Below are 19,280 nucleotides of genomic sequence, written 5' to 3'. Positions count from 1 at the left end.
AAATCATAGCTTGAGATGGCTGAGGTAATCTTTCCAACCATGCCGGGAAATGGGTCAAATCCAATCACATCCATGTCTAAAGCAATCGCATCGTTCGCTATAAGGGCACCAATTGCACCAAATCCAATTATACCAAGAGTCTTACCCTTAATTTCTTTTCCTGCAAATTGTTTTATTCCTGCTTCCACAAGCTGTGGAACTTGTTCCCCTTCATTCTCTAAGGTCTTTGTCCATGAAACACCGGCAAAAAGGTTTCGTGAAGAAGCCATTTAAGAGGTTAATACCGTTTTTTTCCATAGTACAGTTCACTCAGCAAGGTATGGGCAGAATATTCTAAATCAAGATTAACTGCTGATACAAAAAAGAACACGATCTCTGATGTTCATGCTCTAATTCTAAAATTATCGTGTTCTTCTTTTGTTAGGTCAGCAGGCTACTTTCCTAAAAACCCTTAGTATTCATTTTCATCTTAGGTTCTGGCGCAAACCGAGCTTCATACAAAATAAATGGTATTTATTTATGCATATCGGAGTCTCAGGGAACGTTAGCTAACTAACGTGACGGGTACTTCCCCTATCTATTTGAATATGAAAGTTTCGGCGAACCCCCCTGGTTTATAGTTCGTTTCTGAACATGTTTTAGTAACAACGCGCACCTTGTTACAACATGACTGCAGCACTTTTATAATCCCTGCAATTTGCAAGAAACAAATTTATTTGCTAATCCACCAATTGCTGCGCTTCTATATAGAGCGATTGAATGAATTTTTTCATGTTGATTCGGCTTTGATTGGTGCTTCGTTCACTTTTATCTTCAAGCTCCAACATTTTCTTTCGGACTTCCGAGAAATCGAAAAATGTGGATGAATATGCTTCGAATTTTGGATTCGTGTAATCTGTTAATCCTAAAGAGGCAATATAGTTTAGCGCCTGGTAAATAGCTCTGCGAACCCGTTGTTCGGAGGCTTTCATTTCTTTTTGTACTTCCGCCTCGGCAGCCTGTTCTCCAAGCTTTTTTTGGGCATTTCCATAAAATATTTCCTTTAGAGGCGGAAAGATGTAGGAAGATCCATTCTTTTGTTTATCAGCCTGCAGGAATTCTAAAATTTTCATCAAGTCTTCACTGCCGCTTTCTCCGATCATCCCCAAATCCGAAATCAATGAACGGCCTGCTTCGATTATATTTTTTGTATGAGAAGAGCTGGATGGCGGCGACTGATGACCTGTAAATAATGTTAACGATTCTTGAATGCCCCGAATTGATTTTTCCAAAATCACCCGCTCGTTTACCTTTTTTAACACTCCTGCTATTTCAAGGCGGTTTAACGGCTTTGTGATGTAGTATTCTGCTCCTAAACTATATGCTTCCCCTATGAGCTCCTTTGCCTCCATTTGAGAAATCATCACAAATTTCCCCTGGAATTCAGAAGAAAGGACACGAATTGTTTCTATTCCATCCCTCTTTGGCATCAGTAAATCCATGAGCACCACGTCTACTTTTTTAAGCGCAAGCTTCCCATTGTCCACCAATGATCCGTCTTCTGCTTCACCCACCACTTTGCCTAAATCCTCATCCTCAATCATGTCTGTCAGCATTGCTCTAATAGCTGGATCATCGTCTATAATGAAGTAATTCATTTGACCTGTCCTTTCTGTATCATCGCATCAATCGGAAGCCCGATGACAAATATGGTTTCTTTATGACTATCTATTAGCTTAATATGTCCGCCAAGCTTGTCAACGGTTTGTTTCACATACGAAAGTCCAATGCCTGTAGAAGGATTGCCCCAAGCATCATACTTCGTTGTAAACCCCTCTTTAAAAATGACTTCTTTCAGCTTTTGCTCAATGCCTGGTCCATTATCACAAACTTGAAATTCTACCATCCGGTCTCTTCGAATGACATACAACGATACATGTCCCTCTTGTTCAATGGCTTCTAACGCATTTCCGATCAAGTTATTTATCAATGATAATACCATGTTTACTTGATATGGCGGATGTTCCCCTTCTACATGCAGAGAAAACGAAACGTGTTTATTCAATAACTCTGCATACCTTCTATTTGAAACAAACATAATGTTACTCAGCTGCTCAATGCTCATGTAGTCCTCTAGCTTTTCAGAGTTCATCAACTTTGATAGTCCCGCATAAATTCGCTGATTATCTTTTTTCATTTCATGCACGAGACCTGCGATTTGCAATGCTGTTTGAGCCTCATGACCATGGGAATCTCCCGATTTCAACCTGCGATAAAAATCATAACATTTGTGGGTGATTTCTTCTGCATTTTGCATCGTTTTCTTAAGCTGAACAGATTCCTCATACAAATTCGAAATGAAAAGCAGCATTTGCTCGTTTTGTCTGCGCTGCTCTTCCTCTGCCAATTTTGCTTCTCTCAGTTTAATAATGTTAAAAAAACCAAGTACAAAAAAACTTCGAATAAACGCGATAAAGATAATCTGTTTGATTGCGTGAAATGAAATGATCTGATCCGCTAACGAGGATCGAATCGCCATTTCCGACAAGCTTGCACAAAATTCAATGACCACGCCTAGTAATCCAATCATAAACGGCTTGTTATGCTGCTCATTCAGTTTTGTAATATGAAAAATGAAAGCGTACATGGCGTAATAAAGCAATACCGGAAGATGACGGTAGATTGCCTCTTCAACCGGTATGTCACTGATAATGACCGAAAGCAAAAACCGAAACACAAACACACTTGTCCCAGTCAAGACCCCTGCAATATACGGGTGAATGCCCCTGTTCCATAACAAAAACAAGAAAAATGCCGGTGTCCCCAGGCTGACGCGGAATGCATCATTGAACGGATAGAATTTAAACTCTCCAGCGAGCGGTACGGCAATCATCATCAATAAAACGGCTAAAATTCGTTCCTTCAGTTCGGACACCTCCATACCAAATAATGTACAAACATTACACATTGTACTCAAACCTTTGGAAAGTTGAAACAGTTATGAGAAATTTTTTTTATTTTTTTATAAGTATTTGTAGGTTTTCGTATGATTCAGTAGGTTATTGTAGGTAACCGCTTACACTCATATTGGTAATAGACTTGAAGGGGTGGATGGGATGAAAAAACTAAAACTTGGTTTAGCTTGGCAGATTGTAATTGGTCTCATTTTAGGAATCGCGGTTGGAGCTGCCTTTTATGGAAATCCAAATATTGAAGGATTCCTCCAGCCGATTGGAGATATTTTTATTCGCTTAATTAAAATGATTGTCGTGCCGATTGTCGTCGCAACATTAATTGTCGGTGTTGCCGGCGTGGGTGATATAAAAAAGCTTGGAAAACTTGGCGGCAAAACGATTCTATACTTTGAAGTCATCACAACCCTTGCGATTATCGTCGGGTTGCTGGCTGCAAACATTGTACAGCCTGGTGCAGGCATTCAAATGGATGAGTTAGGTACGGCCAGCATCGATCAATATGTCGATTCAGCCAACGAACAAAATAGTCATGGAATTGCCGATACTTTCGTTAACATCGTACCTTCGAACATATTTGAGTCCTTAATGAAGGGCGATATGCTTGCGATTATTTTCTTTTCAGTATTGTTTGGTCTTGGGGTAGCATCACTCGGTGAAAGAGGGAAGCCAGTTTTGACCTTCTTTGAGGGTGTTGCCGAGTCCATGTTTTGGGTGACAAATCAAGTAATGAAGTTTGCACCGTTTGGGGTATTTGCCCTAATCGGCGTCACGGTTTCAAAATTTGGACTTGCGTCCCTTATTCCGCTTGGCAAGCTTGTAATAGTGGTATACGGTGCCATGATCTTCTTCGTATTGATTGTACTAGGATTAATTGCAAGATGGTGCGGCACCCATATCTTTACGATCATGAAAATCTTGAAAGATGAAATGGTACTCGCTTTTTCTACCGCAAGTTCAGAGGCGGTGCTGCCAAAACTAATGGAAAAAATGGAGCGCTTCGGTTGTCCAAAAGCTATAACGTCTTTTGTCATTCCGACAGGGTATTCTTTTAATTTGGACGGCTCGACGATTTATCAAGCGATTGGAGCTTTATTTATCGCACAAATGTATGGAATTGACATGTCTATTCCAGAACAGCTGACCCTTGTGTTAGTTCTGATGGTAACTTCAAAGGGAATGGCTGGCGTACCTGGTGCCTCATTTGTCGTGCTCTTGGCTACGCTCGGCGCAATGGGACTTCCGATGGAAGGATTAGCTTTTATCGCAGGTGTGGATCGTGTATTAGATATGGCACGAACAGTGGTCAATGTGATAGGAAACTCTCTTGCGGCCATTGTCATGTCTAAATGGGAAGGTCAATTCAATGAACAAAAAGCGCAAGATTATATCAAATCACTTGAAGCCAGTAATCAAACAAATGCAGCATAATCTTTCTTAACATCATAAGTGAGCAAGATATAGATGGGGGAGTTCAACTTGAAAAACGAACATGTACGAAAAGAAAAAGATTTTTTGGGTGAAAGAGAATTGCCTATTAATGCCTATTACGGTGTACAAACATTAAGGGCTGTGGAAAACTTTCCGATTACAGGCTATCGCATTCACGAGGAATTAATTAGAGCATTGGCAATCGTCAAAAAAGCGGCTGCGCTCGCGAATATGGATGTGAAACGTTTATATAAAGGCCTTGGAGATGCGATTGTTCAGGCAGCAGACGAAATCATTGAAGGAAAATGGCATGACCAGTTTATCGTAGATCCGATCCAAGGCGGTGCCGGTACATCCATGAATATGAATGCAAACGAAGTTATTACGAACCGTGCACTTGAGCTGCTCAGCAAAGAAAAAGGGGCCTATGTTGAGTTGAGCCCAAACAGCCATGTCAATATGTCACAATCAACGAATGATGTGTTTCCAACCGCAATTCATATTGCAACACTTAATTTAGTTGGAAAGTTGTTAGACACAATGCAATATATGCAGGAAGTGTTTAAAAAAAAGGCGAAGCAATTCGATCATGTCATTAAAATGGGCCGTACACATCTCCAAGACGCGGTACCGATCCGACTTGGCCAAGAGTTTGAAGCTTACAGCCGTGTATTAGAGCGCGATATCAAACGCATTCAACAATCACGCCAGCATCTGTATGAAGTAAATATGGGGGCAACAGCCGTTGGCACAGGCTTAAATGCAGACCCTCGCTATATCAAAAATGTGGTCAAGCATTTAGCGGACATCAGCGGTCTTCCTCTCGTAGGTGCAGAGCATCTTGTTGATGCAACACAAAATACGGATGCCTACACAGAAGTCTCTGCCGCCCTAAAAGTATGTATGATGAACATGTCGAAAATTGCCAACGACCTGCGTTTAATGGCATCAGGCCCTCGCGCGGGATTTGGGGAGATCTTCTTGCCGGCTCGACAGCCAGGCTCATCGATTATGCCGGGAAAAGTAAATCCGGTTATGCCGGAAATGATTAACCAAGTGGCATTTCAGGTAATTGGCAACGACCATACAATCTGTTTGGCTTCTGAAGCAGGTCAACTTGAACTAAACGTGATGGAACCTGTGCTTGTATTCAACTTACTACAATCAATCAGTATAATGAACAATGCATTTCGTTCATTCACCGATTACTGCCTTGCAGGCATTGAAGCAAACGAAGACCGGTTAAAAGAATATGTAGAAAAAAGCGCAGGAATTATTACAGCTGTAAATCCGCATATTGGATACGAAGTGGCTGCACGCATCGCACGAGAAGCCATTTTAAATGGAAAATCTGTACGCGAGCTATGCCTTCAATATGATGTATTAACAGCAGAAGAGCTTGATCTCATTTTAAATCCTTACGAGATGACAAACCCGGGGATTGCAGGTGCTGCCCTTTTTGAAAGAGAGTAGCCGCTGTTTAAATCCGAATAAATCATTGGACATGGATTAAAACATCTATGTCAATGATTTCGTATTAGCGGATGTCAATCTCCCCAGCGGGTTCTTGTTAAGTGCTTTTATGAAAACCTTTATGAGCTTATACAAGATGTAAGAACGGAAAAGCCTAAATGCGATAAAAAACAATTATGATCATACGAGATTAAGAGAGATATAGAAGGCCTGAAGAAATACCCTTTCTTCAGCCTTCCCCCCTTTTCAGCCAATATGCGAGAGGAGAAACAAAAAGATGAACAGTCTACGTGAAAAAGCGCTGCAGATGCATAAAGAAAATAAAGGAAAACTTGGTGTTCACTCGAAAGTTCCGGTGCGTGACGCCTATGATTTAAGTCTTGCTTACTCCCCTGGCGTTGCAGAACCGTGCATGGAGATACATCATGATGAATCAAAAGTATATGACTATACCATGAAAGGCAATCTTGTGGCGGTCGTATCAGACGGTACGGCTGTGCTTGGGTTAGGAAACATCGGACCGCGTGCTGCAATGCCTGTAATGGAAGGAAAAGCCCTTCTCTTTAAATCATTTGCCGATGTGGATGCCTTCCCTCTTTGCCTCAATACGACTGATCCTAAAAAAATAGTGGAATTCGTTAAATTGATAGAGCCTACCTTTGGAGGCGTTAACTTGGAGGATATTGCAGCACCGCAATGCTTTGAGATTGAAGAACAATTACGAAAAGCTTGCAACATCCCTATATTTCATGACGACCAGCATGGAACAGCGATTGTAACAGCAGCTGGGTTGATTAACGCCCTTAAGCTTGCAGGTAAGAAGTTGGAAGAAATTTGTGTTGTTGTCAATGGAGCAGGTGCAGCCGGTGTAGCGATTGTGAAGCTTTTACTGCAAATGGGTGTAAAAGATGTGATTTTATGTGACACAAAAGGAATTATCTATAAAGGTCGCCCTCTCGGCATGAATCCTTTTAAAGAAGAAATGGCACTTATCACGAATTTAGAGCAGAAACAAGGCACATTAATAGATGCGATGGCTGGATCCGATGTCTTTGTTGGTGTATCGGCTGCCGGTGCTATCAATGAAGAAATGGTTCTGTCCATGAATCATGATCCAATCATTTTTGCACTCGCTAATCCAATCCCGGAAATTATGCCTCAAGAAGCAAAAGATTTGGGTGCTAAAGTAGTCGGTACAGGTCGGTCCGACTTTCCGAACCAGGTCAACAATGTTCTTGCCTTCCCTGGAATTTTCCGCGGTGCGCTGGACGTAAACGCAACAGAAATCAATGAAAAAATGAAGTTAGCAGCAGTTTATGCTATTGCCGAACTCATTCCAGATCAAGAGCTTCATTCAGACTATGTCATTCCAGATCCATTTGATCGCAGAGTTGCGGCTCACGTTGCAGCAGCTGTAGCTCAGGCGGCAATAGACAGTGGAGTGGCACGAACAACTATCAACCCAGAAGACATTAAAAAACACTTATTATCCCTAAATGATTAATACACTCTTATTATATTTAAATCGAAAAATAGATAGCGACTAAGCAGACTGAATAAGATAGATGCTGCTCATTGCAAACTGCAAAATTCTTATTTCATAGGCAAGCTGAATATGACTATAATAGGCATTTTCTATGCAATTAAAGATATGAGTGTTGCGAGATAGATAAAAAAAAGCAATTTAGAAACATTAGTTGATATATTTATTCTTAATAAGAATATCGTTTTTATGAATCTGTCAAAGGAATGTAAGATGAAGAAACAAAAAAAGTCGATGCCTTGTTCAAACTTTAAAATAAAAAAAACGGGTACTAAATTGCTGTGCACTTTAGTACCCGTTTTCTTCTGTATTTTTCTTCTTTCTGCCGTTATTAACCTAAATCCACATTATGATAAACCTGCTGAACATCTTCTAAATCTTCCAGGGCATCAATCATTTTTTCGAATTGTGACTGTGCATCTTCAGGAAGCTCCATGTCATTTTGTGCAAGCATCGTCAGCTCTGCAACTGAAAACTCTGTAATACCGGCATCTTTAAATGCTTTTTGAACAGCATGGAACTGATCAGGTTCTGCGTAAACAATGACTGAATCCTCTTCTTCCATAATATCGCGCACGTCCAGGTCTGCTTCCATTAACAGCTCAAGCACATCATCCGCTGTTTTGCCTTCAATGCCAATAACAGCTGTTGCGTCAAACATATAGGCAACAGATCCATTCACTCCCATGTTGCCGCCGTTTTTGCCAAAAGCAGCACGAACATCTGATGCTGTACGGTTTACGTTGTTAGTCAAGGCATCCACAATAACCATTGATCCATTTGGTCCAAACCCTTCGTAACGGAGTTCATCATAGCTTTCTTCTGAACCGCCTTTAGCTTTTTCAATCGCGCGGTCGATAATCGCTTTTGGGACACTGTATGTTTTTGCACGCTCAAGGACTACTTTCAAAGCCTGATTTGATTCTGGATCCGGCTCGCCCTGCTTTGCTGCTACATAAATCTCACGCCCGAACTTTGCATAAATCCGGCTTGTGTTTGCATCTTTTGACGCTTTTTTCTCTTTAATGTTATTCCACTTGCGACCCATATTCTTTCACTCTCTTTCCATTCATATAAAAGGCCATTTCGATGCCTATAAAAAGTTGGCTGCACAATTAAAACTAGTTATTTACTTCATTCAATCTATTATATCAAATTCATGCGATTTTTCACGAGTTACTTGCTGAAAAAAGAAGTGCCGCTGCTCTTTTGAAGAATCTGCCAGAACAATCTCTTGTTTACCCAGTTACTAGAGCGGGTATCTCTAACCTATGGAGGCGATACAAATGAAACCGAAATTCAAAGTATTCCACGATGACGAGCAATTAAGCAAATCGATTGATACACTAAGACATGATGGAATCAGAGATGACGACATCTATATTCTGTCACATGACAATGACCATGTGAGACGAGACCGCAAAGAAACAGATGCCAACAAAATTGGAGTAGGCGTAACCGGCGTCGGAACTGCCCTAAAAAATGTGTTCCGCAGCAAAGGCGATAAACTCCGCGTGAAAATGGAAGAGATCGGCTTTGAAAAAGAAATGGCTGAAAAGCTTGAAGAAGAATTGGATAAAGGAAAGACACTTTTAGTTGTTAGGAATCAGGACGAAGTGACATTTTGATTTATCTTCTTGATAAATTAAATAATTTTAAAATGCTCTAGCAAAAAAATTTGCTAGAGCATTTTTGTTTGTTAATGAGTTTAAGAATGTTTTTAAACCCCTTCTGATTCTAACTCTGTAAACAAATGTTCATAAACACATAATATCCCCTTTACTTTAGCTTAATAACATTTTAGTAAAGTGAAGTAGACACAACACTAAGGGAGGAAATGATGAAGAAACCACTATTTCAATCTCAGAAAAAAGGATTAATAAGGATTTCTCAAATAACTTTCACAGCATTATTTTTGCTTTCAGCTCCATCTCTTACCGATGCTTACAATCTTCAAACGAAAACTGTAAAAGCAGAAACTCAATCACCATTTATGAAGTATGAAACAAAAGAATCACAAAAATTACAGGACGGGGCAACATTTTCTAGACTTGTTTACGGAAAAGATAATCATAAAGATGCTTTTATGGTAAATGTGGATTTCCTTACTTCAAACAAAGAAGCAATAAAACTCAAAGAAAAGTTGGCTTCAGAAGGCTATGATTCATTTATTCATACAATCAATGAAAGAGCACAAGATGATCAGAAACGAGAACCGCTTGGATATTTAGTGAGAATCGGTCCATATCAAGCAGAGTCTCAAGCAAAGATATTAAAAGAGGAACTGGCATCAAACGGTTACAAAGATTCTAAGATTGTTTTTTCTGGAGAAGATGGAGATGCGACCACAGGACCATGGGTTGTTCATGTTCTTGAGATAAACCCCAAAATGTTTACAGGCCATATATCGCCTGTTATAGCGAATGACCAAGTCCCGGGTAAAGAAAAGCTGACTAGTATGTCAAAGAGGTTGAATGCATTAGGCGGCATTAACGGCGGATATTTTGTAATGGGACCTGAAGATGGAACTGAAGGTGACCTTGCAGGTATTTCTATGGTAGATGGCAAGCTGATCAGCGAGGCTGTAAATGGCAGAACTAGCCTTATTTTGAACGAGAAAAATCGTGCCTCCATTTCTGCGGTAAATACAAAATTCAGCATAAAATCTATTGATGGTGACATAAAGGAAATAGATGGCCTTAACCGCGTCCCAGGGCTTATTCGCGGATGCGGCGGAGTCGGTGATAAAGAAACCAATCAACCAAAACACGACTATACATGTACAGATTCAAGCGAATTGATTCAGTATTCTTCACACTTTGGAACAAATACTCCTTCTGGCGCCGGTGCTGAAGCCGTCATCAACAGCAAAGGGATCGTGACAGAAATCAGAGATGTCCGCGGAGGCAAAATTCCTGAAGGAAGTACCGTTTTATCAGGCACGGCTGAAAATGCACAGTGGATTCAAGCTCATCTGGAAGATGGAGAAAAGGTGAAGATCAAGAAAAAGATGTTTACAGAAGAAGGCTCCATTCCTTCAAGAGAAGGAATTGGAATCATCAATGGCGGGCCAAGGCTCATACGTGATAAAAAGATAGACATTCCTTCAACTGCAGAAGGATTTCACCAGCCTGATAACCCAGAGTTCTTTTATCAGTTCGGCCAGAGACGTCATCCCCGGACCGCAGCTGGAGTTAAAGCTGATGGTACGATTCTTTTAGTAACCATTGATGGAAGAAAACCAGGTTATAGCGTTGGAGCTAACTTCAAAGAAAGTGCACAACTACTAAAATCTTTAGGTGCCGTAAACGCCCTAAATCTTGACGGCGGCGGCTCCACAACCATGACAGTTAATCAGAAGTTGGTAAGTACACCTTCTGATACTTCTGGTGAACGTCCAGTCGGTGATGGGATTTTACTGTTACCTCGTTAACTGCGAGAGGACAGGAAAAGAAACTTTGATATGCGGGGAAAGATAGACTGCCAAGCAAATTTTCGTATAAAAAAGGAATAAAATTTTGAATGGTTCTATATCCAGCAAAATTAAAAACAGTGGATATCTTGTTAGATTCCACTGTTTTATCTATCATGCTCTTTTATCGAACTTGTCTTAATATGAATATCTGACTATTGTTTGCTTACTACCTGACTAACGATCTCAGTTACAGCAGTTCTGCTCATTTTTTCCTTTCCCTCGATCAAAGCATCAAGTGTTCCATGTGCGAGAGCTATCGGGATTTTGCAAAAATTAAGGATTGGACCAGGGTTTATTTTCTCCAAGTAAATGTCCGCAAGAGCCAGGTTTCGCCGGGCATAATTAAACATATCTTCTAGCTCCCAGCCATCAGGAAAAAAATCTACCCCTCTCTCTAAATCCTCTGACCGGTTACGAAGGATATTGACGGACTGTAAGCCGCGGCCAAAGGCTATAGCTAGTGATTTATCTGATTCTGTTGCATCATGCCACTTCCAAATATCCGAGAGCATGACTCCAACCAAACCAGCCACGTAGAATGTGTATTGATCCAAATCCTCCTCATCCTTTATCCGCCACTCTTTTAAAACCCAGTCAGCCATCCCTTTCGCCATCGTGGATGTTGCATTTAATATGTTCTCTGCAATTGTTGGCGGACAAAGCTTGATCCAGTCACCAAGACGTAATGTAACATCCGGAAGAAGAGATTTATATGGATGTAAAATTTCTATTAACTCGTTATTATTAAAGGGTTTTTGCAAGAGTTGGCTGATTGAACGCAATAGATTACTTTTTGTTTCGGCATGGAGCTCTTGATGATCTTCAATTTCGTCAATAGCTCTCATGCATAAATAAGCGGATGTAACAGTTTCTCTTAATCCAGGTGATAAAAGGCTTATAGGAATAAAGAAGGTCCGGCTTGTTGCCATCAACATGTCTCTAGCGTCGCTATGTAAATTTGCTGTTTCACTCATATTTGTACTATCTCCTTTTTTTGTCCCTTTATTTCAAGCTGTATTAGTAGTTTCTTTATTAGGAGTCTAACATGTATTTATTCATTATTACAAAAAATCTCTCAAATACCATTAAAACAGCATCTTATTACCTAACTCTTATATGCAGCTAGTCTTCCTTCTTTTTCAATTTATACCTTGTAAAAAGCCAGACAGTGAAAAGTTGCAAAAAGAGGGTAACTATCTGTAATCCTTCTTTCTGATATATTTGAACAGTAAAATAAAAAAACCACCTATGGCAAATTAACAGGTTCCGTTTTGGAGGAGAAAAATGCAAATTGCAGTGAAAAATGCAAATGAATTCGCAGAGAAATTCACACACTATTTAGCAGTTAAAATGGTGTTTTTTTGGTATATATTTGAGTCAGGATATTGGACAATTATGTTAAAATGGAAATATCAGTTATTCAATTAAATGGCAGGATTGTTGAAGAAGGAGCTTTAGAAAAATATTAAAATGAAAACTGAAGTTTAAGGAGTTGATAGATATTTTAAAACGAATTGGAGAACGACAAATTCAAATTAATATTTGGGAAGATAAAGATCTTGAACTACTTGTTAAAATAAATGCCCCAGAAATGATGGAACATCTGGGAGGCTCGGAAAGTAATCAACAGATTTTAAAACGGCACAAACGGTATCTTGAACTTGGTGATAAAGGGAAAATGTTTAGCATTTCCCGATCTCCTGATTTTGAAGCGGTTGGTTCTGTTGGTTATTGGCAAACAATTTGGAACGATGAAAGTGTTTATGAAATTGGATGGAGCGTACTACCAAAGTTTCAAGTTAGAGGGATAGCAACTATTGCAGTTAAGCTGGCAATTGATGAAGCAATTAGAGAGAAGAGATATAAATCCATACACGCTTTCCCTTCAGTTGAAAATCCTGCTTCAAATGCTATTTGTCGAAAGCTCAACTTTTCATTTATTTCAGATTGCGAATTTGAGTACCCACCAGGTAACTTAATGCATTGCAATAATTGGCGTATGAAAATAAATTCAAATTGAAAGCTTTATAATATTTGTTGGTGCTATTCATCAAAAAGACTTTTCAACAACCGGGGGCGATTGCTTAACAAAGTGTCGTCTCTTATTATTGAAGTAAAGGGCAGTTTAATTGAACAAGAATTTGCATGACACCTTAATTAGTGAACTATCTACAAAACGCCGCAAATGAAATTTGACCAAAGGGATTAAATTGGAGGGAATAGAAAATGAATGTAAAGACACTTTTGTTACAGCAATGGGCAAGCTGCTTAGATGAAGAAGACTGGTTTCCACCACTTGAAAAAGTGCTAGAGGATATTACTTTTGAACAGGCAATTTGGAAACCAGCTGATGGGGCAATGAATTCCATTTGGGAATTAGTTTGTCATTTACTTTTCTATGAAAAGAGATTTCTGATGCGATTTCTTGGTGAAACAGCGAATGAACCTCAGGCAGAAAATAATGAATCTACATTTCGATTACCAACTGAGACGTTAGAAAATTGGAAGGAAACAAAACAAGAATACTTTTATGTTCATCGTAAACTTGGAAAAATACTAGCAAAATCAGAACATGAAGATTTGTATAGACAGATCCCGGGAGAAGATAATTCATTAGTGCTTGAACTGAAGAGTTTAGCAATGCACGACGCATATCATATTGGACAAATTGTATTCCTTAGTAAACTACAAGGAGCTTGGCCAGGGAAACGCAGCTTTTAAAGATATTATTATTTAGACATTTGAAGCATGGGTGTAAAACTATTAAAGTACGGACTCTGATCCTGTCTGGCAGCAATAACTGACATCCCCTCATGGAAGGTTGGACGAAGGAATTTTGAAGCATAGACTCTGTGAGACATGGGAGGGTTGACCTCCATGAGACATGTGGACATCCACCAGTGCAACCATACTTTTACTAGGTAACCACTTTTTGGTTAGGAGTGGTTAGATAGTTAAAGACTTTGCCTCTAACACTGCAAAAATATCTTTGTTTTCAACTAAATCGATAACTTTGATGTTTAATTAAAATAAATCTAGATGAAATCTTAAGAAAAAGCTAGAAATCCAGAGTTATTCCTTTCTTAGAGGGATTTAGTTGAATAAATACATCCTTCATAGTTAACTGCTCCTTTCGTGTGTAGCTCTACACTTGTTTTTTTAGTTTATGACTAACGGGTGTATTTACAGAGAAGAAAACGATTCTTTTATAATCTGAGCAAGAAAGCGATAATTACATGGAAATATGTCCCCTGCTATTTCGATTTCGACCGAAAAAAGCGATTTGGAATTAGTTCAAATCGACTTTTTAATATTATTCCTTTTTAGGTTTCTTATTTAATATAAAGCGTAGTTCACTGATATCATCATCAGATAGGGTATCTTCCTGAATGAATTGGACAAGCATGGATTTCAGGGTACCTCCATAGATACGGTTGATAAATGATTCGGTCTCGGCACGCTGGCACTCTTCCTGTGTATAGAGCGGGTAAAATGTGTAAACTCTTAGATTTTTATTAACACCTACTACATCTTTTTGAACCAATCGATCGAGAAGAGTGCGTATGGTTTTCGGCTTCCAATCGGTACTCTCCTGTAAGGAAAATATGATGTCATTCGCTGTTTGAGGGGCTTTATCCCAAAGCACGTTCATGATTTCCCATTCTGATTCTGATATATTAGGAATGTTTTTCTCCATATTTCTCCCCTCCATTTTCTTTATAGATTCCTAAATCTTTTAAAATTGATAAAGTAATTTCTCCTGCCTTGCTTCCAGATGCATCATCTTCATTTTGTAAATTGGCAGCAAAGAAATAAGTATTGTTCTTCGTCTCTACATATCCGATAAACCAACCATTGATGTTTTTTCCATTCACTGCTCCTGTACCTGTTTTTCCTGATAGGCGAGCTTCTTCATTCTTTTCTAAGAGTAGTGCTTCCTTCACAGCTTGGATATTCATTTCCTTATATCCAAATTGATTGTAATAAAAGGCTTGCAGCAGTTGGACTTGCTCGACTGGAGAAATTTTTAATGAGGATTCGAGCCAGAATTCACCAAATCCCCCAGATACATCGGAATTTCCATAGTTTATCTCTTGTAGATTGGATTGTATTGTTTCAAATCCTGTTCTACGATCTAATTCTTGGAAATACCAGTTTACAGATTTTTGTAAAGCAGATGAGACATCCTGATCCATATTCCAAGCGTCATAGGGTTGCTCCGTCCCATCCCATGAAAGGGTGGATTCTTCGGGTGATATCACATTTGATTCTAGTGCAAATAAGGCACTATAGATTTTGTATGTGGAATCAGGTGATACCCGCAACGTACTTTTCTCTTCATTATAAATGCGATATTGCTGTGCGTTATGATCATATAAAACAAAGCTTCCTTCATCCCCTTTAAAGAATTGGTGTAAATCCTCATAAACTACTCCGTCATTATTAAAATTGTATCGGTCGTTTTCCGTCGCAAATGCGGAAACGAAAGGTAATTGGATTGTCAAAATGAAACTGGCCAACACATAAATAAAGACGCTTTTTCTTATTGATTTTTTTACAGAATGCTTATAGGCAGAAATGTGTTCAATTCGTTTTTTGATTTGAAGCTTCGAACCTTTTAATTGTGTCACTAACTGTAGCTTACTTGACCGTTTTGAAAGATCCAAAAAATTTATGATTGTATTTCCATATTCACTAAATGAATTATCATCTAGTAACTGTAAAACAGATGTATCACATGCGATTTCCCGATCCAATCTCATTTCTCTAAAAGCAAGCCAGACAAGGGGATTAAACCAATAAATGATTTGATAGAACAATATCACGTAATTTGTCAGCAAATCCTTGTTTTTATAGTGATTCAGTTCATGAAGAAAGATATACTCGTAATTTTTCAAGCTAAGCCAGTTTTCATGCTGAGAAGGTAAGACGATATATGTTTGAAAAAGTCCGAATATCATTGGAGATTGGACTCTTTTCGAAATAACAATCTTTATTGATTTTTTAATCTGTAGTCTTTTCTTGCATTCTTCGAAAAGCACGAGAACTTCTTGATTGGAATACGCAGAAGAATAATTCTTTATCCTTCTAAGTCGGAGCCATCCACGAACCATAGTAAAGGTAAATAAAAGCATCCCTGACATCCATAAACCCATCACTCCCATATTAAGTAAGGCCAGGTTCATCCGATTGACCGATACAGAAAAGTCTTGTATTAGGTGTAGGCCCTGTATCATATCGTTTCCAGTTGTTTCAGTATTAGAGCTGGGTGCATTAGTCTGATATGTATCCACACTGCTAAATAGAGAACTAAAATTATATAAATCAGTAGGTATGAATGGAAGTGCTAAAGCCATAAAAAGAAACATCCACAAATGATAGGACCATTTTGCTGTTAATTGTCTTCCAAACCATTTTCGTATAAGTAGAATAACAGTAACGGAAAATGAAGACACCAATAGACCTATTATAAAATGAGTTAAAAACATGTTCTTCAACACCAACTCTCTTGATTTTTTAATTTTGAAAAACAGGTATATAGCATATTTATAGTGGTTTGATGGTAAAAAAATAAAAAATTGACTTTACTTGATTACATATGTAATACTGTACTACAGATGTAATAAGACTACAAATGTAATCCATCGAAATATCTTGCATGAGTCTGTTTTTTCAATTCGTACATAAGAGTCTACTCAAATAATTAGGAGGTCTGCTTTATGAATAAAAGATAGGGTGCAAGAGTTAAAGATCCGGCTGCTATCCCAGGAGAATACAATAAATATTTTTTAGAAAGAGGTTGAATTTTAATGAATTCATTGAGCAGCATTTTTAGTACTTCTACATTCAGAAAAATTGTGCCTGTGCTATTTCTTTCATGTGCAACGCTTGTAGGTTGTTCAAACAATAACGTTCATGCTGAATTAACTAAACCCCAAAAACAAGAAACTGCCAATAATCATGATTTTGATAAGCTTGAAGAAAAATTTGATGCTAAACTTGGTGTCTTTGCGTTGGATACTGGTACAAACCAAACAGTAACCTATCATCCAGATGAGCGTTTTGCTTATGCATCTACTCATAAGGCTCTAGCTGTAGGAGCACTTTTACAACAGAAATCAATAGAAGACCTTAATCAAAGAATTACCTATACACGTGAGGATCTTGTTAATTATAATCCGATTACAGAAAAGCATGTTGATACGGGGATGACTCTTAAGGAGCTTTCCGATGCTTCTATTAGATACAGTGACAATACTGCGGCGAACCTCATACTTAAGCAACTGGGGGGACCTACTGGATTTAAGAAAGCACTGGAGGAAATTGGTGATAATGTTACCAATCCTGAGAGATATGAGCCAGATTTAAACGAAGTTAATCCAGGTGAAACTCATGATACGAGTACACCAAGAGCACTTGCTGCTAGTCTTCAGGCTTTTACACTGGGAGATGCACTCCCAACTGAGAAACGTGAACTTTTAATAGATTGGATGAAAAGAAATACTACTGGAGATGCGTTAATTCGTGCTGGAGTGCCGAAAGGTTGGGAAGTGGCTGATAAGACTGGAGCAGGATCATATGGTACGAGAAATGACATTGCGATCATTTGGCCACCAAAAGGAGATCCTATTGTTCTTTCTGTACTTTCAAGTCGTGATAAAAAAGATGCTGATTATAATGATGAGCTTATTGCTGAGGCAACAAAAGAAGTAATTAAGGCCCTTAAAGTCAAAAATAACAATAGAAAATGATTGTACTAAAAAAGGCTGCGTTAAGTAGCCTTTTTTAGTACATTAATTCCTATAGCGATTGTTATGGTGAATTCTTCAACTCCCATGAAAGAACGAAAGTCTTTCATTATCTTTGGTGCTATGAAGTGCAGCATGGTTGGCTAACAGGTCAGTTCTAGGCTTCAACATTCAATTTTTCATGTACACTTTTTGGGTAATGTACTATTTCTAAAAGTAAGAAATCCAGAAAAGTTCATTAAATTTTATACAATGATTACGGTGTGAAAGTGTAAAAATGACAGGCGGCTTTTCTTCTTCAACTGACGGGCAGGTTGAAGATCTACCTGTGTAATATATTGAAGGAAAAAATCAGCTGTTTAATAGCAGCTGATTTTTTATTGCATAAAACATACGATACTGCCCCTATTGATCTTTAAGGTTTAAAGCGGTATGTGCATCCTGCAGTCTCACATTTAATTGGTCTCCTAAATGATTAGGGTGATAATATCCATTGTCAATCATATAATCTGTTATTTTGGCATGTGTATCCACTGCATTTCTTAATTGCTCGCGAAGAGCCGATTTCAGTTCAGGTGTAGCTGTTTCCGTAATTGCAAATGCAAGATTTCTGACACCGGATTTAGATGAAATCAGAAAATCCGAGGCGATTGCCCGTTCTGTCAATCCTCCCATTCCAGCCATATTTTGCAGGATATTAGACATTGTGAGTCTCCTCCCGGTTTGTAATAAAGGTCTGAAGTTGCTCCAGGCCATGACTTCCTGATTCTAAATCACCAGTAAGAATCGTTTTAAGATCTCCATCAGGAAGCAATTTGCACATAGTTGCAGCTTTTGTTAAACATACTGTTTTAAATGCCATTAACTCGAGTATCTCCAGTGTTTCATGAAGTCCTAAATATTTTGTCAAGAGTATCGCTCCAATCTTTAAAAACTTCTCTTATCTTGCTTCAGTCTGGAGATACACATCCCACCCAAAATATCCCAATAACCAGTAGTGTTTTATTGAATAATATTCACATATTAAGGGATTTTAACTTTAGGAGGTGAAGTCATGGAGAAGAAAAGCTTGGCTTATCATGAAACAATGGAAACACATGAGGTATTAAACCTGCAAACTGTATGCTTATTGAAATCAAAGCTTATGCAGGGCCTTTGTTTCGATAATGATTTAAAAGCACTGATGGAAAAAAATGTTCAACAATCAATTGCAGCATTAAATGAACTTAAAGAATTTTATAAAGGGGCAAGAACCAATTATATAGAATGAGGTGAAAAAAATGGAAATGGATTATTTGGATCCCCAAGGAGCTGAACATATGCCAGAAATGGCAGATTCGGGCATTGCATTGGAGTTTCTTCTTTCAGTTAAAACGGGCATTCATACATATGCCATTGCGTTAACTGAAACAGCGAGCCTGGAGTTAAGAGAGGCATTATACAGGCAAATGGAACTATCTATTGATTTACACACCGAGATATCTGAATTGATGATAAGCAAGGGCTGGTTATATCCAAACGATGTTGGCAAGCAAGTTGAGTTGGATCTTAAATCTGCCGACAATGCTTTAATGATTGCCGGGATGAACTTATTCCCAAATGATACGGATAGACTTGGAATGTTCGCAACGCCTAATAAATAAGGGAGGTTAGAGAAA

19 protein-coding genes and 1 pseudogene are annotated in these 19,280 nt (G+C 38.6%); 10 read left to right on the top strand and 10 right to left on the bottom strand.

The window, feature by feature from the left end; translation table 11 throughout:
• Nucleotides 1–47: 47 nt before the first annotated feature.
• The 3 genes and pseudogenes from GJU41_RS02765 to GJU41_RS02755 all read right to left on the bottom strand — a co-directional run.
• Nucleotides 48–269 (bottom strand): annotated as a pseudogene (locus GJU41_RS02765) (NAD(P)-dependent oxidoreductase); the annotation flags it as partial.
• 450 nt (nt 270–719) lie between these two features.
• Nucleotides 720–1,637: a response regulator gene (locus GJU41_RS02760; RefSeq protein WP_154317946.1), complete on the bottom strand. Its 918-nt coding sequence runs from the start codon at nt 1,635–1,637 to the stop codon at nt 720–722.
• Nucleotides 1,634–2,947, bottom strand: a complete 1,314-nt coding sequence (locus GJU41_RS02755) for a sensor histidine kinase (RefSeq protein WP_083328084.1) — start codon at nt 2,945–2,947, stop codon at nt 1,634–1,636. Before GJU41_RS02755 ends, GJU41_RS02760 begins: the two co-directional genes overlap by 4 nt.
• Before the next feature lie 148 nt (nt 2,948–3,095).
• Here GJU41_RS02755 and GJU41_RS02750 point away from each other — a divergent pair, with 148 nt between their 5' ends.
• From GJU41_RS02750 to ystJ, 3 genes are all read left to right on the top strand, one after another.
• Complete coding sequence (locus GJU41_RS02750; RefSeq protein ID WP_070875046.1) at nt 3,096–4,382, top strand: cation:dicarboxylate symporter family transporter; 1,287 nt, start codon at nt 3,096–3,098, stop codon at nt 4,380–4,382.
• Between the two features lie 48 nt (nt 4,383–4,430).
• Nucleotides 4,431–5,855 carry an aspartate ammonia-lyase gene (gene aspA, locus GJU41_RS02745; protein WP_396653158.1) on the top strand — a complete coding sequence of 475 codons (1,425 nt, stop codon included), beginning with the start codon at nt 4,431–4,433 and terminating at the stop codon, nt 5,853–5,855.
• A 277-nt stretch (nt 5,856–6,132) separates the two neighbouring features.
• Nucleotides 6,133–7,359: an NADP-dependent malic enzyme gene (gene ystJ, locus GJU41_RS02740; RefSeq protein WP_154317945.1), complete on the top strand. Its 1,227-nt coding sequence runs from the start codon at nt 6,133–6,135 to the stop codon at nt 7,357–7,359.
• 370 nt (nt 7,360–7,729) lie between these two features.
• Here the strand turns inward: ystJ and GJU41_RS02735 are convergent, their stop codons facing one another.
• Nucleotides 7,730–8,446, bottom strand: a complete 717-nt coding sequence (locus GJU41_RS02735) for a YebC/PmpR family DNA-binding transcriptional regulator (protein WP_070875043.1) — start codon at nt 8,444–8,446, stop codon at nt 7,730–7,732.
• 238 nt (nt 8,447–8,684) lie between these two features.
• On the opposite strand from GJU41_RS02735, the gene GJU41_RS02730 reads away from it, so the two are divergent.
• Both GJU41_RS02730 and GJU41_RS02725 read left to right on the top strand, forming a co-directional pair.
• Nucleotides 8,685–9,026, top strand: coding sequence for a YflT domain-containing protein (locus tag GJU41_RS02730; RefSeq protein WP_070875042.1), 342 nt, complete (start codon nt 8,685–8,687; stop codon nt 9,024–9,026).
• Between the two features lie 209 nt (nt 9,027–9,235).
• Nucleotides 9,236–10,831: a phosphodiester glycosidase family protein gene (locus tag GJU41_RS02725; RefSeq protein ID WP_154317944.1), complete on the top strand. Its 1,596-nt coding sequence runs from the start codon at nt 9,236–9,238 to the stop codon at nt 10,829–10,831.
• 194 nt (nt 10,832–11,025) lie between these two features.
• Here the strand turns inward: GJU41_RS02725 and GJU41_RS02720 are convergent, their stop codons facing one another.
• Nucleotides 11,026–11,847: a squalene/phytoene synthase family protein gene (locus GJU41_RS02720; RefSeq protein ID WP_070875040.1), complete on the bottom strand. Its 822-nt coding sequence runs from the start codon at nt 11,845–11,847 to the stop codon at nt 11,026–11,028.
• A gap of 527 nt (nt 11,848–12,374) precedes the next feature.
• On the opposite strand from GJU41_RS02720, the gene GJU41_RS02715 reads away from it, so the two are divergent.
• Both GJU41_RS02715 and GJU41_RS02710 read left to right on the top strand, forming a co-directional pair.
• Nucleotides 12,375–12,893 carry a GNAT family N-acetyltransferase gene (locus tag GJU41_RS02715; protein WP_170292745.1) on the top strand — a complete coding sequence of 173 codons (519 nt, stop codon included), beginning with the start codon at nt 12,375–12,377 and terminating at the stop codon, nt 12,891–12,893.
• 206 nt (nt 12,894–13,099) lie between these two features.
• Nucleotides 13,100–13,594: a DinB family protein gene (locus tag GJU41_RS02710; RefSeq protein ID WP_070875039.1), complete on the top strand. Its 495-nt coding sequence runs from the start codon at nt 13,100–13,102 to the stop codon at nt 13,592–13,594.
• An 8-nt stretch (nt 13,595–13,602) separates the two neighbouring features.
• On the opposite strand, the gene GJU41_RS25150 is transcribed toward GJU41_RS02710, so the two are convergent.
• The 3 genes from GJU41_RS25150 to GJU41_RS02700 all read right to left on the bottom strand — a co-directional run bounded on the left by GJU41_RS25150 (nt 13,603) and on the right by GJU41_RS02700 (nt 16,362).
• Nucleotides 13,603–13,734, bottom strand: a complete 132-nt coding sequence (locus tag GJU41_RS25150) for a hypothetical protein (RefSeq protein ID WP_263596907.1) — start codon at nt 13,732–13,734, stop codon at nt 13,603–13,605.
• A 452-nt stretch (nt 13,735–14,186) separates the two neighbouring features.
• Nucleotides 14,187–14,570, bottom strand: a complete 384-nt coding sequence (blaI, locus tag GJU41_RS02705; RefSeq protein ID WP_154317942.1) for a penicillinase repressor BlaI — start codon at nt 14,568–14,570, stop codon at nt 14,187–14,189.
• Nucleotides 14,551–16,362 carry a BlaR1 family beta-lactam sensor/signal transducer gene (locus tag GJU41_RS02700; protein WP_154318306.1) on the bottom strand — a complete coding sequence of 604 codons (1,812 nt, stop codon included), beginning with the start codon at nt 16,360–16,362 and terminating at the stop codon, nt 14,551–14,553. The genes blaI and GJU41_RS02700 overlap by 20 nt, the downstream gene beginning before the upstream one ends.
• 321 nt (nt 16,363–16,683) lie before the next feature.
• On the opposite strand from GJU41_RS02700, the gene bla reads away from it, so the two are divergent.
• Nucleotides 16,684–17,625, top strand: coding sequence for a class A beta-lactamase (gene bla / locus GJU41_RS02695; RefSeq protein WP_154317941.1), 942 nt, complete (start codon nt 16,684–16,686; stop codon nt 17,623–17,625).
• Between the two features lie 402 nt (nt 17,626–18,027).
• On the opposite strand, the gene GJU41_RS02690 is transcribed toward bla, so the two are convergent.
• Both GJU41_RS02690 and GJU41_RS02685 read right to left on the bottom strand, forming a co-directional pair.
• A complete protein-coding gene (locus GJU41_RS02690) occupies nt 18,028–18,327 on the bottom strand; it encodes a spore coat protein (RefSeq protein ID WP_070875036.1) in 300 nt (99 codons plus the stop codon).
• Nucleotides 18,320–18,532, bottom strand: coding sequence for a hypothetical protein (locus GJU41_RS02685; RefSeq protein ID WP_154317940.1), 213 nt, complete (start codon nt 18,530–18,532; stop codon nt 18,320–18,322). Before GJU41_RS02685 ends, GJU41_RS02690 begins: the two co-directional genes overlap by 8 nt.
• A gap of 144 nt (nt 18,533–18,676) precedes the next feature.
• Here GJU41_RS02685 and GJU41_RS02680 point away from each other — a divergent pair, with 144 nt between their 5' ends.
• Complete coding sequence (locus GJU41_RS02680; protein ID WP_154317939.1) at nt 18,677–18,892, top strand: spore coat protein; 216 nt, start codon at nt 18,677–18,679, stop codon at nt 18,890–18,892.
• Nucleotides 18,893–18,902: 10 nt separating this feature from the next.
• Nucleotides 18,903–19,265, top strand: a complete 363-nt coding sequence (locus GJU41_RS02675; protein WP_101568505.1) for a spore coat protein — start codon at nt 18,903–18,905, stop codon at nt 19,263–19,265.
• Nucleotides 19,266–19,280 lie beyond the last annotated feature (15 nt).

It is taken from the genome of Metabacillus idriensis, assembly GCF_009674765.1.
Lineage (GTDB): Bacteria > Bacillota > Bacilli > Bacillales > Bacillaceae > Bacillus_P > Bacillus_P idriensis.
This window is presented reverse-complemented; position numbering and strand designations above follow the sequence as displayed.

Coding starts and splice junctions, on each gene's coding strand:
- GJU41_RS02710 (WP_070875039.1), top strand. CDS start 13,100: ATGAATGTAAAGACACTTTTGTTACAGCAATGGGCAAGCTGCTTAGAT.
- ystJ (WP_154317945.1), top strand. CDS start 6,133: ATGAACAGTCTACGTGAAAAAGCGCTGCAGATGCATAAAGAAAATAAA.
- GJU41_RS02700 (WP_154318306.1), bottom strand. CDS start 16,362: ATGTTTTTAACTCATTTTATAATAGGTCTATTGGTGTCTTCATTTTCC.
- GJU41_RS02750 (WP_070875046.1), top strand. CDS start 3,096: ATGAAAAAACTAAAACTTGGTTTAGCTTGGCAGATTGTAATTGGTCTC.
- GJU41_RS02755 (WP_083328084.1), bottom strand. CDS start 2,947: ATGTGTAATGTTTGTACATTATTTGGTATGGAGGTGTCCGAACTGAAG.
- blaI (WP_154317942.1), bottom strand. CDS start 14,570: ATGGAGAAAAACATTCCTAATATATCAGAATCAGAATGGGAAATCATG.
- GJU41_RS02730 (WP_070875042.1), top strand. CDS start 8,685: ATGAAACCGAAATTCAAAGTATTCCACGATGACGAGCAATTAAGCAAA.
- GJU41_RS02725 (WP_154317944.1), top strand. CDS start 9,236: ATGATGAAGAAACCACTATTTCAATCTCAGAAAAAAGGATTAATAAGG.
- GJU41_RS02735 (WP_070875043.1), bottom strand. CDS start 8,446: ATGGGTCGCAAGTGGAATAACATTAAAGAGAAAAAAGCGTCAAAAGAT.
- GJU41_RS02760 (WP_154317946.1), bottom strand. CDS start 1,637: ATGAATTACTTCATTATAGACGATGATCCAGCTATTAGAGCAATGCTG.
- bla (WP_154317941.1), top strand. CDS start 16,684: ATGAATTCATTGAGCAGCATTTTTAGTACTTCTACATTCAGAAAAATT.
- GJU41_RS02675 (WP_101568505.1), top strand. CDS start 18,903: ATGGAAATGGATTATTTGGATCCCCAAGGAGCTGAACATATGCCAGAA.
- GJU41_RS25150 (WP_263596907.1), bottom strand. CDS start 13,734: ATGTCTCACAGAGTCTATGCTTCAAAATTCCTTCGTCCAACCTTCCAT.
- GJU41_RS02680 (WP_154317939.1), top strand. CDS start 18,677: ATGGAGAAGAAAAGCTTGGCTTATCATGAAACAATGGAAACACATGAG.
- GJU41_RS02720 (WP_070875040.1), bottom strand. CDS start 11,847: ATGAGTGAAACAGCAAATTTACATAGCGACGCTAGAGACATGTTGATG.
- GJU41_RS02690 (WP_070875036.1), bottom strand. CDS start 18,327: ATGTCTAATATCCTGCAAAATATGGCTGGAATGGGAGGATTGACAGAA.